11 protein-coding genes are annotated in these 15,426 nt (G+C 51.2%); 3 read left to right on the top strand and 8 right to left on the bottom strand.

Annotated elements, in window-relative coordinates; genetic code table 11:
• The first annotated feature begins 67 nt into the window (after positions 1 to 67).
• Both NST07_RS04575 and NST07_RS04570 read left to right on the top strand, forming a co-directional pair.
• Positions 68 to 1,891 (top strand): histidine kinase, encoded by a 1,824-nt coding sequence (locus NST07_RS04575; RefSeq protein WP_342481144.1) that lies wholly within the window; start codon positions 68 to 70, stop codon positions 1,889 to 1,891.
• Positions 1,888 to 3,549 carry a helix-turn-helix domain-containing protein gene (locus NST07_RS04570; protein ID WP_341377361.1) on the top strand — a complete coding sequence of 554 codons (1,662 nt, stop codon included), beginning with the start codon at positions 1,888 to 1,890 and terminating at the stop codon, positions 3,547 to 3,549. Before NST07_RS04575 ends, NST07_RS04570 begins: the two co-directional genes overlap by 4 nt.
• Before the next feature lie 950 nt (positions 3,550 to 4,499).
• Here the strand turns inward: NST07_RS04570 and NST07_RS04565 are convergent.
• Entirely contained in the window at positions 4,500 to 5,666 is a 1,167-nt protein-coding gene (locus tag NST07_RS04565) for an SGNH/GDSL hydrolase family protein (protein WP_342481143.1), read from the bottom strand.
• 212 nt (positions 5,667 to 5,878) lie between these two features.
• Positions 5,879 to 8,200: an alpha-xylosidase gene (gene yicI, locus NST07_RS04560; protein ID WP_342481142.1), complete on the bottom strand. Its 2,322-nt coding sequence runs from the start codon at positions 8,198 to 8,200 to the stop codon at positions 5,879 to 5,881.
• Positions 8,201 to 8,327: 127 nt separating this feature from the next.
• Between yicI and NST07_RS04555 the strand changes: the two genes are divergently transcribed.
• Entirely contained in the window at positions 8,328 to 9,245 is a 918-nt protein-coding gene (locus tag NST07_RS04555; RefSeq protein ID WP_038586210.1) for an AraC family transcriptional regulator, read from the top strand.
• 62 nt (positions 9,246 to 9,307) lie between these two features.
• Here NST07_RS04555 and NST07_RS04550 read toward each other — a convergent pair whose 3' ends face one another.
• The 6 genes from NST07_RS04550 to NST07_RS04525 all read right to left on the bottom strand — a co-directional run bounded on the left by NST07_RS04550 (position 9,308) and on the right by NST07_RS04525 (position 15,271).
• On the bottom strand, positions 9,308 to 10,393 hold the full coding sequence (locus NST07_RS04550; RefSeq protein ID WP_342481141.1) for an ABC transporter ATP-binding protein: 1,086 nt from the start codon (positions 10,391 to 10,393) through the stop codon (positions 9,308 to 9,310).
• 14 nt (positions 10,394 to 10,407) lie between these two features.
• On the bottom strand, positions 10,408 to 11,190 hold the full coding sequence (locus tag NST07_RS04545; RefSeq protein WP_038586204.1) for an ABC transporter permease: 783 nt from the start codon (positions 11,188 to 11,190) through the stop codon (positions 10,408 to 10,410).
• A 1-nt stretch (position 11,191) separates the two neighbouring features.
• Positions 11,192 to 12,049 carry an ABC transporter permease gene (locus NST07_RS04540; protein WP_038586199.1) on the bottom strand — a complete coding sequence of 286 codons (858 nt, stop codon included), beginning with the start codon at positions 12,047 to 12,049 and terminating at the stop codon, positions 11,192 to 11,194.
• Positions 12,050 to 12,086: 37 nt separating this feature from the next.
• Positions 12,087 to 13,160, bottom strand: coding sequence for an ABC transporter substrate-binding protein (locus NST07_RS04535; RefSeq protein ID WP_342481140.1), 1,074 nt, complete (start codon positions 13,158 to 13,160; stop codon positions 12,087 to 12,089).
• A gap of 45 nt (positions 13,161 to 13,205) precedes the next feature.
• Positions 13,206 to 14,375: an amidohydrolase family protein gene (locus NST07_RS04530; protein ID WP_342481139.1), complete on the bottom strand. Its 1,170-nt coding sequence runs from the start codon at positions 14,373 to 14,375 to the stop codon at positions 13,206 to 13,208.
• A gap of 248 nt (positions 14,376 to 14,623) precedes the next feature.
• Positions 14,624 to 15,271 carry a GntR family transcriptional regulator gene (locus tag NST07_RS04525; protein ID WP_341089924.1) on the bottom strand — a complete coding sequence of 216 codons (648 nt, stop codon included), beginning with the start codon at positions 15,269 to 15,271 and terminating at the stop codon, positions 14,624 to 14,626.
• Between the last annotated feature and the right edge of the window lie 155 nt (positions 15,272 to 15,426).

Genomic DNA, 15,426 nt, shown 5'->3' with positions numbered 1-15,426 from the left:
CGGACTCCTTACACCTACGCAAGTGATCTTTGAGGTGTAAAATATTGATCGGAAGTGACAAGAATTGATGAAATGGAATAATATCCGCACCAAGCTGATCGTTTTTTTACTCCTGCCAACATTAGTCTGTATTATGGCTACGATGTATATCAGCTATTCTTATACGACAGAGTCCTTAAGGACCCGGGCCGTGGATGAGAATAAGAATCTGCTGTATCAAGGCTACAAAAATATTAATAGTCTGATCCAGGAAGTGAGCCGGCTGTCTCTGATCGCCTATTCGGATTCTGACTTCTACCGCTTGCTTGAAGCCGGATACGACGACTTGACTGCCGATTTTTCGATCTATTCCTCGCTCAATTACATCTCGACCTCCATGCCTGATATTTCACAGGTGTATCTGTACGGCGTCAAAGACGGAAAGGCAACACTGGTGACACAAAATACGACACCCAAACGCTGGCAGGCAACCGCTCCTTATGCTGATTCCCAAAACACCGGCGTCTCCCAGGTAGCTGTGCAAAGCACTCACATGAGCACCGCCTACGGTGTGACTTCACCGTTTCCGCAGTTCACTTCAGAGCCGGTGTTCACGATGCATAGAAGAATTGAGAGAATCCCGTCCTCCAAGGTCCTCGGCTATTTGTCGGTGGATGTGAGACTGTCTGCACTTACCGACATTGTGGATCAATTGTATGAGCAGAATCAGGAGAACATCTATCTGGTGGATGACAGCGGAACGCTGGTCTACAGCCACGATACCGCCGCTCTTGGCAAACCTCTGAATGCTACCTGGTATAATAAGCAGATTGCAGCGAATGACGAAGATCAAGGGTATTTTGAAGAAGGAGGGGCTGTATTTATTTATCAAAAAATCGAAAGTCCCGGTCTTAGCTGGACACTGGTGAAGCAAATTCCGGTATCCTACCTGTTCCGTGAAGCCAAGGAGGCGGCGCAAATCAATATCCTCCTGCTGGTCCTGCTGATGATTATGATTATTGCCTTGACGATTCTCATCTCTTTCAGGATCACGGCTCCAATCAAGCAGCTCAGCCGGTATATGGCCCAAGTTCAGACCGGTAATCTGGAGATTGACATCCGCCCAACAGGCAAGGATGAGATCGGCGTGGTGACTGAACATTTCCGCAATATGATGGATACGATCAACAACCTGATTTTGCGGGAATACCGGCTGGAGCTGTCCAATAAAACCAATGAGCTGAGGGCACTGCAGGCACAGATCAACCCGCATTTCCTGAACAATACGCTGCAGATTATCGGCACGCTTGCGCTTGAACTGAAGGTGCCGCAAATCTATGGCCTGCTCTCGGCCTTGGCCAAAATGATGCGGTACAGCATGTATAATGATGAGAAGATCGTGACCATCCAGAATGAGCTGGACCATGTCAAAGCTTATATTGAGCTGCAGAAGGAACGTTTTGAAAATAAGTTCAGTTTCCGCTACGATATGGAAGAATCGCTGCTCCATGCCCTGATGCCGAAGATGATTCTGCAGCCGATTGTGGAGAATTATTTCAAACACGGCTTTAATCTGTCCCGCAGTGACGGATTCATTGAGATCACAGCAACGAAGCTGGAGTCTGGGCGAATGGAGATTAATATTCAGAATAATGGCCACTCCATCCCGCCGGCCCGGCTGGACATGCTCCGCAAGGAGCTTCAGCAGCCCGGTTCACTGGACGTCGCCACACTGAAAAGCAGCGACAGCAAACGTGATGCTCCGGGTGCAGGCATCGGCCTGGGGAACGTGCTGGCGCGGCTGCGGCTGGTATGCGGGGATGACGCAGTCCTGACCGTGGACAATCTGGAAACAGGCGGAGTTATAGTCAGACTGGAAATTGAAATACTAGTGGAGAGTGAACGGATATGAAGGCGCTTATAGTAGATGATGAAGCAAGAGTCAGAAAAGCGGTAAGGCTCCTGGTCGACTGGGACGTCCATCACATTGATGAGATTCTGGAGGCGGGAAACGGCAATGAAGCGATTGAAGCCATTCGTGAGGCGAAACCGGCTCTAGTCATCATGGATATGATGATGGAATCGGGCAACGGAGTTGAGCTGATGACCTGGGTCAATGAATTCGCCGGAAACACCAAATTCATTGTGGTCAGCGGGCATAATGATTTTGACTTCGTACGCCAGACTGTCCGCAACGGCGGCATCGATTATATCCTCAAGCCGATTGAAGCTGAAGCGATCAATACTGCGGTCTCCAAGGCGGTAGCCGCCTGGCGGTCCGAGGAAGAGGAACGCAGCCAGCGGCAGCAGCAGAGCATCCGGCTGAATGAAATCAAACCAATTTACGGGGAGAAGCTGCTTTCGGCACTGATAGACGATCCCATCAATTCCGAAGCTTCGCTGCGCAGACTGGTAAGCGAGGGGGTTATTCCGGGGAATGCCGAATCCTCCCGGCTGATCCTGGTACAGACAGACAGCGGGAACAATCCGCTGCTGAAACGGTTCGGCGGTGACAGCGAGCTGCTCTATTACGCCATTGTGAACATCTGCAATGAATTCCTGCACCCGCAAAACAAGGGCATCGCCTTTCGCTATTGGGGCGGCCCTCCGGAGATCGCAATCATTCTGTGGGATGTGCAGGAATCTGTAGTGGAGCTGATCAGCCGGATCAATCAGGGCATTTACCGTACCCTGCAGTTCCGGATGCACTTTGGCATCAGCAATACAGGAAGCCTGCCGCACCGGCTGCCGATACAACGCACAGAAGCCGCCGAAGCATTGCTCCGGCGGAATTTGTTAAGTCATGAGGATTATTGCCATTTTCCTTCTTCAACCAATGCACACGGCAAGACCGTTAGTCCCTCCGGGGATGGCAGTGCCAGCCACGGATCTCCCGTCATCTTCGTCCATGTTCAGGAGGATTGGAAATTGGCTGTGATCAGCGGAAACAACGAAGCGCTGTCAGACGCGGCGCAGCATTGGACCCATGAACTAAGCCGCGGAGGTGTCATTACTCCCGAAATGCTGAATGCCTGGAAGGCCGATGTCCTGCTGTTCCGTACCCGGCTGGTGCGGGACGCTTTGGGCGTACGGGCAGACGCCGCTCTGGCAGAGCTGGAGCATGCCGACCAGTTGAACCCGGCTCCTTATACCAACGGATATTCCTTCTCCCTGTTTGCCTGGCGCGATTGGTCCTTTGCCCTGATGCAGCGCCTGTCGCAGGAGCTCTCGGCCAGACAGGTCAAAGAGAGCAATCCGATGTCAGACATCGTCCGGTACGTCGAGCAGAACTATGCTTCCGACCTCTCCCTGCAGGAGGTAGCCGGCAAATTCTACGTTAGCCGTGAATATGTCTCCCGCAAATTCAAACAGGAATACGGCATCAACTTCTCTGACTATATCGGCAACGTCCGCATTGAGAAGGCCAAGCTGCTACTGCAGAATCCCAACCTGAAGCTGTCGCAAATCTCGGAAATGGTCGGTTTCCATGATGTGAAATATTTCAGCAAGGTATTCAAGAAGCAGGTCGGCAGCTCCCCGAAGGACTACCGTATCCAGAAAAACATTTAAGCTTGCGGGAATTCTCGTAGAAGGTCTCTGTAGCTCTCTAATAGATCTCTATTGCTCTCTGTAGTTCTATGTAGTTCTATGTTTCTCTATGTAGTTCTCTGTAGCTCTTTGTAGTTCTTTGTAGCTCTTTGTAGCTCTATGTTTCTCTATGTAGCTCGCAGTAATCCGTAGTAACTGGGAGCATTTACACGATTCCGGAGGCTAACCGTCCATCCACCGGTGCGGTACTCAGACGTTCTAACAGGAATATGCAAACCGGATTACACCGTGAGAAACTGTAAGACCTCGCCAGGTCTTGTAAGATTGCCGTGAGATTCCGGTGAGTTCCTGGTGAGTTTCCGGTGAGATTCCAGTGAGTTCCCAATGAGTACCCGGTGAGTTCCCGGTGAGTTCCCGGTGAGTTCCCGGTGAGTACCCGGTGAGTTCCTGGTGAGTTCCCAATGAGTACCCGGTGAGTTCCTGGTGAGTTTCCGGTGAGATTCGGAGACCACGAAATAGCGGTCCCTAAGGAAAACGGGCAACACGATTATACTTAGCGGGAAATCTCCCCGGTAATTTGCCCGAAATCCACCTTCCAGGAACATTAGTGGGAATTTATCCCGGTATTTTCCAGCAGTTTGCCTGAGTTACGCCGAATCAGCAAATTTAGCGGGAGAAATTCCTGTTCCGCTTCGAGTTGACCTCATAGTCAAAGAAATAGCGGGTGCTATTCCCGCAATACGTGCGATCAGCACCCTACCCGCAGCGACGCTTACGTGTTCCGTTCACCGTCACATCTGGCGGCCAACTTGTGCCGTCTGAGGCCATACTCATCGGCGGCACCCTACCTCGAAACCACCGCCTATAGTCACAGCGCAGCCACCCGTCACCTGCGATCCTCACCCGTAGTCACTATCTTTCGTCTACGCTACGCCGGCGGACAACGCTGACCGGTTACTCCGATTCCAGCTTCAATACCATGCCAAAAAGGCTTCAGCAACGGCCTTCCCGGCGGCGCCGTTCGGATGCGGGTCATATTCGCCGCTCATGTACTCCGCTCTGATTCTGTGCTCAGCCGGGGCCGGCATAGCCAGCACGGAGGCGATGTCAAACACGCGGCTGACACCTGCAGGCGGATTCGTGAGGATTGCCATATTGACCTTACGCCAAGCCTGCTCCCGCTCTTCCGCAAAGTTGAATGGCGGCACGGTGCTCAGAATAATCTCCGCCCCTCCATTCGCCTCTTTGATCTTGGCAATAATATCGCTTAAATCCCTGAGCAGCTCTTCTGCCGAACGCTGGCCGATATCAAGATCATTGACCCCGAGCACGATCAGCACCTCATCCCCCTGCTTTGCTTTGTTCATCCACGGGCCATCTGCGGCTACATCATAAGCCCGGCCCCAGCCGGAGCCGATATTCCACAGTCCGTAATCCGTTCCCAGCCCCTCGGCAATCCGCGCAGCCCAATAGCTGTATTGATCCTTCTCTGTCCGTACCCCCTGAGTGATCGAATCGCCCAGGAACACCAGCTTCTTCGCTACTTGTTTCTTGTAGCCGATATAGCTTGGCAGTACCAGCAGCTTGTCCGACAAGCTAAACGCCTCTGCCGATTCCTGCCCGGCCAGATTCCCCGGCCCGTCATAGGCTGAGACCAGAATTCCCTCCACGTTGTAGGGCAGTGTTTTGCCGGGGGATGATGTCTTAATCGTCCAGGTGAACGCCAAATAATGTCCCTCCGGCAGTTCCAGGCTCGCTTCATCGCTCCAGAACGTTTCTCCAGCTTCAACCTGCTTCGTGCGGCTGCCCGCAAAGGTTAGCGGTACCGAAGTCCCGGCGGTTACCGCTCCATCCGGAACGCTTCCTCCGTCTGAGACATATGCCGCTTCAATGCTCCATTCCCCACCCGGCTCGCTTCCGTTTGCATCCTGCCCCAGATCCCAAGTCGAATCCACGCTGTTACTGTGCCAAAATTTAAGCGTCAGGCTGCCATTCTCCCGTAAACGGATGTATGTCCGGAAGGTATGGGTGAACGGCTCCGGTGAGTTCATGATATAGTTGGCCGCGCTCGATATTGCTGTAGCTGAAGAGTAGTCCGGCTGACTGTACACTCCATTGTCTTCTATTATCCTTGTCATATGTAATCCTCCATTATTTAAGCATATCTTAGATCATCTTAAATTAATTACCGTGTGTTCACAGCATTCAACCTATCAACCTATCTTCACAGCATTTATCCTATCTTTCACATCATTGATCACGTACCCCTAAGCATCCAAAAAGCTCTCTGATGAAATCGGGGACGGAGGTCCCCTGTCATCAGAGAGCTTAAATTATATGCTGTATAAACCTATTTCAGTGTAATGGTGAACGATACGGATTTGCTTCCGGCGTTTACCTTCACTGTAGTCTCATCCGCTTGGTCTGCACCTTCTACGGAAGCGATAGTGCCCAGATCCTTCACTGCCAGCATGAATGCTTTGCCGCTGCCTTCAGCAGCTACCGTTACTGTATTGCCTTTGCGTTCAGCCTTCACGGTCAGCTCAGGTGCGCCCTTGATGTCACGGACGGTTGCAGTCGTTGCCACTCCGTCTTCCAGCGAGTACAGTCCGAATTTCACGCCATCGGCAAAATCATAATCCGGACGGGTATCCACACTGCCTGTTGCAAGCAGCGAGTTCTGACGGACGAACAGCGGCAGACTGAAGAAATCATGTGTTTCCTTGCGCCATGATCCGCCCTGTACCGTTTCACCGCTAAGCAGGTGTGTCCAGCGTCCAGCAGGCAGATAATATTTCACTTCGCCGTTCTCCTGGAAGATTGGAGCCACCAGCAGGGAATCACCCAGCATGTATTGACGGTCCAGCACTTCGCAAGTCGGATCTTCCGGGAATTCCATCACCATCGCCCGCATCGAAGCCCAGCCTTCTTCATGCGCCTGACCGGCCACATCATACAGGTAAGGCATCAAGCTGCATTTGAGCTTGGTGAAGAAGCGGGTAACATCAACTGCTTCATCGTCGTAAGCCCAAGGCACACGGTACGAGGTGCTGCCGTGCAGACGGCTGTGGCTGGACAGGAGGCCGAACGCCAGCCAGCGTTTGAAGACATGCGCCGGAGCCGTGTTCTCGAAGCCGCCGATATCATGACTCCAGAAGCCAAAGCCGGACAGACCGAGGGACAAGCCGCCGCGAAGGCTTTCTGCCATTGATTCATAATCTGCATAGCAGTCGCCGCCCCAGTGAACCGGGAACTGCTGCCCGCCGGCGGTTGCCGAACGTGCGAATACTGCCGCTTCATTCTTACCAAGCTTCTCTTCCAATACATCGAAGACAACCTTGTTGTACAGCTGAGTGTAGTAGTTGTGCATTTTCTGCGGGTCGGAGCCGTCGAAGTACACAACATCCGTCGGAATCCGTTCGCCGAAGTCGGTCTTGAAGCTGTCTACGCCCATATCCACCAGGTCACGCAGGTATCCGGCATACCACTCACAAGCCGCAGGGTTCGTGAAGTCCACAAGTCCCATGCCTGCTTGCCACAGGTCAGTCTGGTAGACATCGCCGTTTGCTTTTTTGATCAGATAACCGTTCTTTTTGCCTTCTTCAAACAGCGGTGAACGTTGTCCGATATAAGAGTTGATCCAGACGCAGATTTTCAGACCTTTTTCCTTCAGACGTTTCAGCATGCCAACCGGGTCCGGGAATACACGGGAGTCCCACTGGAAATCGGTCCATTGATATTCACGCATCCAGAAGCAGTCGAAATGGAAAACATGCAGCGGAAGATCACGCTCCGCCATGCCTTCTACGAAGGAGTTAACGGTTGCTTCATCATAGTCGGTAGTGAACGAAGTGGTCAGCCACAGGCCGAAGGTCCATGCCGGAGGAAGCGCTGGCTTGCCGGTTAGGGAAGTATATTTGCTGATGACCTCTTTGATCGTAGGTCCCTCGATAACGAAGTATTCCAGGCTTTCGCCGGCTACACTGAATTGGGCCTTTTTCACTTTTTCCGAACCAATTTCATACGAAACCAGCTCAGGCTGATTCACAAATACGCCGTAGCCTTTGCTTGTTACATAGAACGGAATGTTCTTGTACGCCTGCTCGGAGCTTGTACCGCCGTCTTTGTTCCAGATATCAACAACCTGTCCGTTTTTGACAAAAGCAGTAAAGCGCTCACCCAGACCATAGACGAATTCACCTACGCCGATATCCAGTTCTTCACGCATGAAGGTGTTGCCGTCCTGATCTGTGATGTAAGCCATGGATTTGTAACCGCTGCCTGTAATGCGCTCGCCGCCGCGGTAGAAATCCACTGCCCATTGCTCGCCCTTGCGGATGACTACGCGCAGCCCGCCGCTGATCAACACGGTTTCCGAATCAGTTTCTTCAATCTGTACGTGGTCGCCGGTTCCTTTGGTCAATTCGAAAGCCGGACCGCGATCAATTACGCCGTCATTATGAATGATCTTCACGCCTACCACACCCGGAAGCGGAGAATGGAATTTTACGGTCAGCAGCGTGGAGTTAAGGGTTGCTGCGCGTCCTGTAATTGGAGTGGTTTGGGTAATTGCCGTCAAACCCTCAGAAGTTTTTTCCACTACATAGTTTTGAACTGCGCCGTTGATGTTGATTCCGTCGCGAACCAGCCAGAGGCCGTCTGTAAATTTCATCTGTAACTTGCCACCCTTCAATTTGGTGTTTATAGTTGCATTATAACGATAATAAAAATACAAAACTAATATAATATAGCTCATTTATAACACTATTCTGATGTTTTTTATCGAAAGGAGCCCAATTATGGACCGCACATCACAACGTTTGCTTAAAGAAGACCGTGTGCATGGTGATGTTATGTTCCCGCTAGCCGCCTATTGGATCGAGCTTCCGGCCGGAACCCATGTCCTGGATACGCACTGGCATGAGGAGGCAGAGTTCTTTATGCTGCTGGAAGGCGAGATTCTGTTTCAGGTCGATACCGATTATTTCCCTCTCCGGGCCGGGGAGGCCGTATTCATCGAATCCGGCGATATTCATGCCGCCTATGTGCTGAAGGAAGGCCCTTGCAGGTTCTGTGCACTTGTCTTTCACCCCGATCTGCTCGCCAGCGCCCAGTATGATGCCATTCAGCATACAGTGATTCTGCCGCTGCAGGAGAAACGCCAAAGCTTCCCCAGACATCTTACACCGGAGATTGCCTGGCAGCAGGAATTGCTCCACCATCTCGAACGTTTGATGGAGGCATATGCTAATAAAATGCCCGGATTTGAGTCCTTTATGAAAGGGACTTTGCTTATCATGCTCTCGCAGATCGCGATTGAGGGCCGCTCCGTGAACCATACCCAGTCGGAGGGTGCGGATACAACCAAGATCAACCGGCTGAAGAAGGTCATCCTCTACATCCAGGACAACTACCAGGAACCGATACGAACCCGCGATTTGTCCGAGCTTATACCCATGAGCGAAGGACAGTTCTGCCGCTTCTTCAAGGCAATGACCCGCAAGACGCCGGTGGATTACATCAATTCCTACCGGATCCGCCAGGCCGCGGATCTGCTGCAGCAAAGCGACCGCAAAATATCCGACATCGCCATGGATGTCGGATTCGATAATGTCAGCTATTTCATTAAGGTGTTCCGCAAGGCGATGAAATGTTCGCCTTCAGAGTTCCGCAAAGGGGCAGTACAGGGAGCCGGGCAGTCGCAGCTGTATCCGTAAGATGAATAAGCCTTGATGAAGGGTTACAGAGCCATGCGGTATACGGGTCCCTTCCTGACATATCAGAAGGTAAGCGTTTCGTGCACCGGCCACTCGACCACCGCTTCTTCGCCTACCCGCAGATCAAGCTCTCTTCTCGTGTTCTGCAGCCGGATAATAAATTGCTGGTCCAGCGAATTGATTACAACTCCGATGAGATAGGAAGAACCGGAGTAGTTGATAAAGGCCACTTCACCCGCCAGCATATTAAGCCCATGCCCGGGTACCGGATGGGGTTCCGGGCTTTGACGCCGCACAGAAACAGCCTCCGGCCGGACCATAACATATGTCGGAGCGCTCCCGTTCCCGGTTTTCTCCGCAGAAATGGGGTTCCCCTTCGTCAGTTCGAAACGCCACATGCCTTCTGATTCCATGACATTGGTGATCGGAAACAAGTTCGATTCTCCCACAAAATCGGCCACGAACGGGTCCGCTGGGTGCATATAAATCTGCTGCGGCGTTCCGGTCTGCACAATATTCCCACCGTTCATTACGGCAATTCGGTCAGAGATAACCATCGCTTCCTCCTGGTCATGAGTAACAAAAATCCCGGTAAAACCATACTCCCGCTGCAGCACGCGGATTTCAATTCCCAGCGCCTGACGCAGCTTGGCATCTAGATTACTGAGCGGCTCATCGAACAATACAAGCGGCGGTTTAAGCACAAGAGTCCGCGCCAGCGCAACCCGCTGCTGCTGTCCGCCGGACATTTGCGCGGGGAACCGTTCTGCAAAATCGTTCAGCCGCACGGAATGCAGAGCCGCCTCCACGCGTTCTCTGATTTCCGGTTTCGGCACACCGTGACGCTTCAGTCCAAAAGCTACATTTTCAAAAACGCTTAAGTGGGGGAAAAGGGCATAATTCTGGAAGACGAGTCCAATGTTCCTTTTATGCGGAGCAATGTTTGTGAGTTCCCTGCCATCCAGCCGGATTGAGCCCGAGGTCGGATCATGCATGCCTGCAATCATGCGCAGGGTTGTCGTTTTCCCGCACCCGCTCGGTCCGAGAAGCGACAGCATCTCACCGCTCTCTACAGTAACATTCAGATTGTTGACTACGGGTTTTTGCCCGTATTTTTTTACGAGATTTTCGATGATCAGTTGGCTCATGGTGTGCCTCCCCGCTATGTTTTTTTGCCCCACCGCATAATGCCGATCCCCAGCAGCCCAATCAGAATCGTGCCTGTAATAATAATGGAAGATACCGCAGCCAGCGAAGGTGACAGATTGAACTGAATGTCCGAATAAATGGTCATCGGCAGCGTGTTAATGCCAGGACCCGTAAGGAATAAGGCGATAACCAGTTCATCAAAGGAAAGCACTAGACTAAGGAACGCACTCGCGAGCAGCGAGGGTCTGGCAAACGGAAGTGTCACCAGGAAGAAGGTTTTTAGCGGCGAAGCGCCAAGAATGATCGAAGCCTCTTCCACCGACCGTTCCATCCGCGAGAATCCGGCCAGCATGGTCCGCACGACATAAGGAATAATTAAGATGATATGGGCGAGCAGCAATCTCAGGAAGAACATCCGTATGCCCAGATAGCTGAAGAAAATCAGCAGGCCGATGCCGAACAGCAGCGTCGGAATAACCAGAGGGGACAGAAACAGCCCCTGCAGCGCATTCTTCAGCCGAAATTCAAACCGCTGTATGGCGTAGGCGATCATCGTCCCAAGCGGCAGCGCAAACAGCGTAGTCAAAACAGCCAGCTTGATGCTGGTCAGGAAAGGTCCGGTGTACCTCCCGCCTGTCAGCACCTCTTCATACCATCGCAGGGAGAAGCCTTTGGGAGGAAACACCAGAAACTCACCGGAATTAAAGGATGAAATGAGGATGACAAGCAGCGGTGCCATAATAAATAGATAGATTAGAGTATTTACTATAGTAAGGAGCGGAAATTTCCTTCTCATATCAAACGACTCCTCCCGGCTTCCTGCCGCTAAGCATCCGTCTGTAGAGACTGGTTACCCCAAGCATGGTCAGCAGTAAAATGACGCCCATAGCAGAAGCATAAGGCCAGTTAAGCAGGTTAATTGTCTGGTTGTAGATTTCTGTAGCCATCAGCTTCACCTTGGCCCCCCCGATCAGGGACGGGGTGACGAAAAAGCTTAATGTAATTGAGAAAACAAGCAATGTTCCAGCAATAATCCCCTGTTTGGAGAGCGGCAGGGTGACGAACCAGAATACCTTTGTTTTCGATGCACCCAGATTAGCGGCCGCACTTTCGAGATTGCGGTCCATGCCTTCCAGCACCGAGTAAAGAACGAGCACCATATAAGGAAGCATGACATGCACCAAAGCAATAATCACACCCGCAGGCGTATACAATAGCTCAAGCGGTTCCTGGATCAACCCTATTCCGAGCAGGAATTGATTCAGAATTCCTTTGCGGCCCAGAATAATAATCCAGCCGAAGTTGCGGATCACGGCGCTTGTCAACAGAGGGAGCGCGATTAAGATGAGCAGCAGAAAACGGTGTTTGGGCTGAGCCCGGGATACCCCATACGCGAGGCAGTATCCCAGAATCAGACAGATGAAGCTTACGGCAACGCCGATATACACCGAACGCCAGAGCATTTGCAGATAAAACGGATCTGTGAAGAATCTTCCGTATTGCTGCCAGACGAACGCCGCTTCCATGGCTCCGGATGAGTCCGTTTGATAAAAGCTGAGCATCAGCAGCCGGGCAAGCGGGAGGACAAACACCAGCAGGAAAATTATCAGCCCGGGAGCCAGCAGAATCCAGTAAGGGGGAATGCGTTTCAGCATGGCATTGCAGCTCCCTTCAAATAGTAATGATGCAGTGCTACTGTGAAATCAATTTGCTCCACTTCTCCATCCAATCTGCCTTGTTGTTGTTCACCTGCGCCAAATCAAGATGAATCAGGCCGTTAAACGTATCTTCGCCATTCGGAAGAATGCCTTTCAGATCATCGGACAACTCTGTCTGGCTATTGGTCGGGGAATAGCCGCCACCCTCAGCAGTCAGCTTCTGAATCTCCGGACGCAGCAGGAAGTCTATATATTTCCGGGCAAGCTCAGGGTTCGGGCTGCCTTTCACCACTTGGGCAGTAATATAGATGCCAACGGCTCCCTCCTTGGGAATCGCAAAGTTAATGGGAATTCCCTGTTTGCCAAACGTATAGGCATAACCAGAATCGAACGGGGCTATAACCGCCTCATCCTGGGCGAACAAATTGCCGACTTCGGGACTGGATTTCACAATTGCCGCGGCATTGGGCAGCAAAGTCTTGATTGCATCAAGTCCGGGCTGAATATTATCTTCTCCGCCGCCGTTCATCTTGGCGAGGGCTACCAGGAACTGATTGCCGTAGGTGTTGGAGATATCAACCAAACCGACTTGTCCTTTATATTCTTCCTTCCACAGATCATTCCACGAGGCTGGAGGAGTTGGGATTGCATCACGGTTATAAATCATGCCAAGAGCTTCATAGCCGAAGGTAGGTCCATAGCCTTCAGCACTGCGCGCTTCCGGGTACAGCTGGTCCAGGTTCTCCATCTGCTCCGGGTCGAGCTTCATAATCAGATCCTCTTTGGCTGCAATCTGCTCCTGTCCGCCTGAGAACAGCACCACATCAATGGTTTGATTGTTCTTCTCCGCACGAATCTTGGCCAGCGCATCTGCCGAATACAACGTTACGACTTCAACCTCGGCATTGTACTCCTCTTCAAATTGTTTGATGTAGGCACGCTGGGTTTCTTCAATCGCTCCGCCGAAAGAGGTGACCACCAGCTTGCCGCCGGAAGGCTTGTCCGTGGCTGCCGCCGCTGGAGCATCCTTACCTGAACTGCAGGCTGTCGCCGTAATCAGAAGTGTCAGTATACCTGCCGCAGCTTTTCCATAGAACCATTTCCGCATCACACATATCCCCTTATCGTTCAGATGATGGTATATTCCTTTGGTTTAGCCGTTTGATCTTTCGCCCCAGTTGCGGATATACAGATTGCGTGCATTTTCCGAGAGAACCAGGCCAGCCGCAGTATAAGCATATTCTTCATCAATAATTCCATCTGTCACCAGATCCGTTAGCATTTTACCCAGCTCTTTCTTGATCATCCGGCCACCCAGCCAGCTGACTTCGGGAATCGTAAAACCGTCGGAGCCGTACATCACTTTCGTAAAAGGAGCCATTTCAAAGATTTGCCGCAGCTTCGGCTGCACGCCTATGCTGCTGAAGGGAATCATGGAGGACAAGTCGAGATACACATTATGATACTGATTGACCAGGTAACCGGCTTCTTCAACAAACGGATATGCGGTATGAATGAAAATAATCTTTACAGCCTGATAGTGCGGATCACTGACAATGCTGTGCATCAGCAGCGGACTTGCGAGCTTCACATCCAGCAGCGGGGCATCCCCTGCTCCCGAATGCATCTGAATTGGAATGTCATATTCCATGCACAGCTCGAACGCGAGCAGTACGAGATAGTCACGGACATCTTTTTCGGCTTCAGTATTGTCCGGCGATTCCAGGAACCGGCTGTAGCTGGCTGCGGCCCGGCTCTTGCTGATCTTGTTTATTTTCAGTCCGGTATGGTAGGCAATTACGGTCTTAAAAGCAATAGTCCCCCGATTCTCCACCTCGTCCCGCAGCTCCCGGAGGTAGGTCTCTTCCAATTCCCCGAAGGGTACCTTCTCCTCGAACAGCCGGTGATAGGTAGCTTCCACCCGGTGAATACGGCGGGTCGGAATGGATGACGAGGTCTGATGGAACCAGTCAAGCTCATCCTGGGCCAACCGCGACCCCATAACCGGGAAACCGTAGTCCACCAGCAGTGATTCCAATCCTACATCCTTGAAAAGCATGTCTACATATTCTTTGGGATTGGCTCGATAACGCTGATTACGCTGCAGGATTAGTTCGTCATCCGTCACGCGGGGATCAAGCCCAAGCAGCTGGATTATCTCTTTACGGACAATTTTGAATAACAGAGTGTTTCGGGTGTCGCGGCTCTTGGGGGGGATCAATGAGAGGGTGAAGCAATTATCGAAACTCTTCTTCTCTCTGGTCGGCATGAATGGATGACAATGGTCGTCAATGATGGGCAAGCGGCTGATATCAATCGTCATGGTAATCCCCCTTAATCTTTTGTAAACAAATTGTTTTTGTTATTGTATACAATAATACGTACAAGGATGATCCTTGTCAACAAAAGTTACATTAGGGGGATGAAAAGATATTTTTATCGGACTAAATGTAATATAACATGACGCACAACAAAAAAACCACTCGTTTACGCCCCAGCGTGGGCGCAACAAATGGCTTGTCCATACGATATCAATACGTTGTAAGCTGCAAAATGAACCTTTCAGTCTACCTACAGCTTATCGTTGTATCCGTAGTTCACCAGTTCATTTCTGGCTCTGTTCCAATTCTGCTGTGTATAATGCCTGGCTTTCTCGGAATCTTTAGCGATGATTGCATCGAGTATGAATTGATGCTCCTCTGTCGCCTTCTCCAAATTGACTCCCGCCACAAACCGGGTCTGAATTTGGTAGGTTTTGTGGAACAGCTTTTCCACATGATAAATGAGTAGCTTATTAGGGCACATGCGGTGCAGGGTCCGGTGAAATTCGATATCATATTCCTTCCACTGATGGAAGTTAGACAGACTTTTTTGCTCATTCATTCTGCCGATCAGCTCCGTAAGCTGGTTAACATGCTCAGAAGAAGGCTGTTGTGCAGCCAGATAAGCGATCATCCCCTCAACGGCTTCCATCATTTCGTAACATTCCTTTACATCTTCTGCTGTCAGCACACTGACATACGCACCTTTTCGAGGGTACACGGTCACAAATCCTTCTACGGACAACAGTCTGATCGCTTCTCTTACCGGAGTCCGGCTCATATCCAGCTTCTTGGCGTATTCTTCTTCTATAATGGGCTGGCCTTGGGTTAGCTGGTTCTCTTTGATATCCCGAAGAATGCTGTCGTATGCAATTTGCGCTTGGTTCTGCTTGCCCATATACACAGTCTCCTTCACCGGTCATGATCATCACAACAATACGCTGATTATAATACTATCTGAATACATCATCTGTAAAGTTGATCATCACTGCGAGGCAATTCGTCCCGCATCATTTCTACACGCTGCACACGCTGCTTCAGCCTTCCTGAGAT

Origin of the sequence: Paenibacillus sp. FSL L8-0340 (assembly GCF_038593145.1) — a bacterium.
Classification (GTDB): Bacteria; Bacillota; Bacilli; order Paenibacillales; family Paenibacillaceae; genus Paenibacillus_AQ.
The sequence above is the reverse complement of the archived record's forward strand: the minus strand, read 5'-3'. Positions and strand labels throughout refer to the sequence as shown.

What these genes read in the sequence shown, in the direction of transcription:
- NST07_RS04575 (WP_342481144.1), top strand. Translation starts at nt 68, where the DNA reads ATGAAATGGAATAATATCCGCACCAAGCTGATCGTTTTTTTACTCCTG.
- NST07_RS04570 (WP_341377361.1), top strand. Translation starts at nt 1,888, where the DNA reads ATGAAGGCGCTTATAGTAGATGATGAAGCAAGAGTCAGAAAAGCGGTA.
- NST07_RS04565 (WP_342481143.1), bottom strand. Translation starts at nt 5,666, where the DNA reads ATGACAAGGATAATAGAAGACAATGGAGTGTACAGTCAGCCGGACTAC.
- yicI (WP_342481142.1), bottom strand. Translation starts at nt 8,200, where the DNA reads ATGAAATTTACAGACGGCCTCTGGCTGGTTCGCGACGGAATCAACATC.
- NST07_RS04555 (WP_038586210.1), top strand. Translation starts at nt 8,328, where the DNA reads ATGGACCGCACATCACAACGTTTGCTTAAAGAAGACCGTGTGCATGGT.
- NST07_RS04550 (WP_342481141.1), bottom strand. Translation starts at nt 10,393, where the DNA reads ATGAGCCAACTGATCATCGAAAATCTCGTAAAAAAATACGGGCAAAAA.
- NST07_RS04545 (WP_038586204.1), bottom strand. Translation starts at nt 11,190, where the DNA reads ATGAGAAGGAAATTTCCGCTCCTTACTATAGTAAATACTCTAATCTAT.
- NST07_RS04540 (WP_038586199.1), bottom strand. Translation starts at nt 12,049, where the DNA reads ATGCTGAAACGCATTCCCCCTTACTGGATTCTGCTGGCTCCCGGGCTG.
- NST07_RS04535 (WP_342481140.1), bottom strand. Translation starts at nt 13,160, where the DNA reads ATGCGGAAATGGTTCTATGGAAAAGCTGCGGCAGGTATACTGACACTT.
- NST07_RS04530 (WP_342481139.1), bottom strand. Translation starts at nt 14,375, where the DNA reads ATGACGATTGATATCAGCCGCTTGCCCATCATTGACGACCATTGTCAT.
- NST07_RS04525 (WP_341089924.1), bottom strand. Translation starts at nt 15,271, where the DNA reads ATGGGCAAGCAGAACCAAGCGCAAATTGCATACGACAGCATTCTTCGG.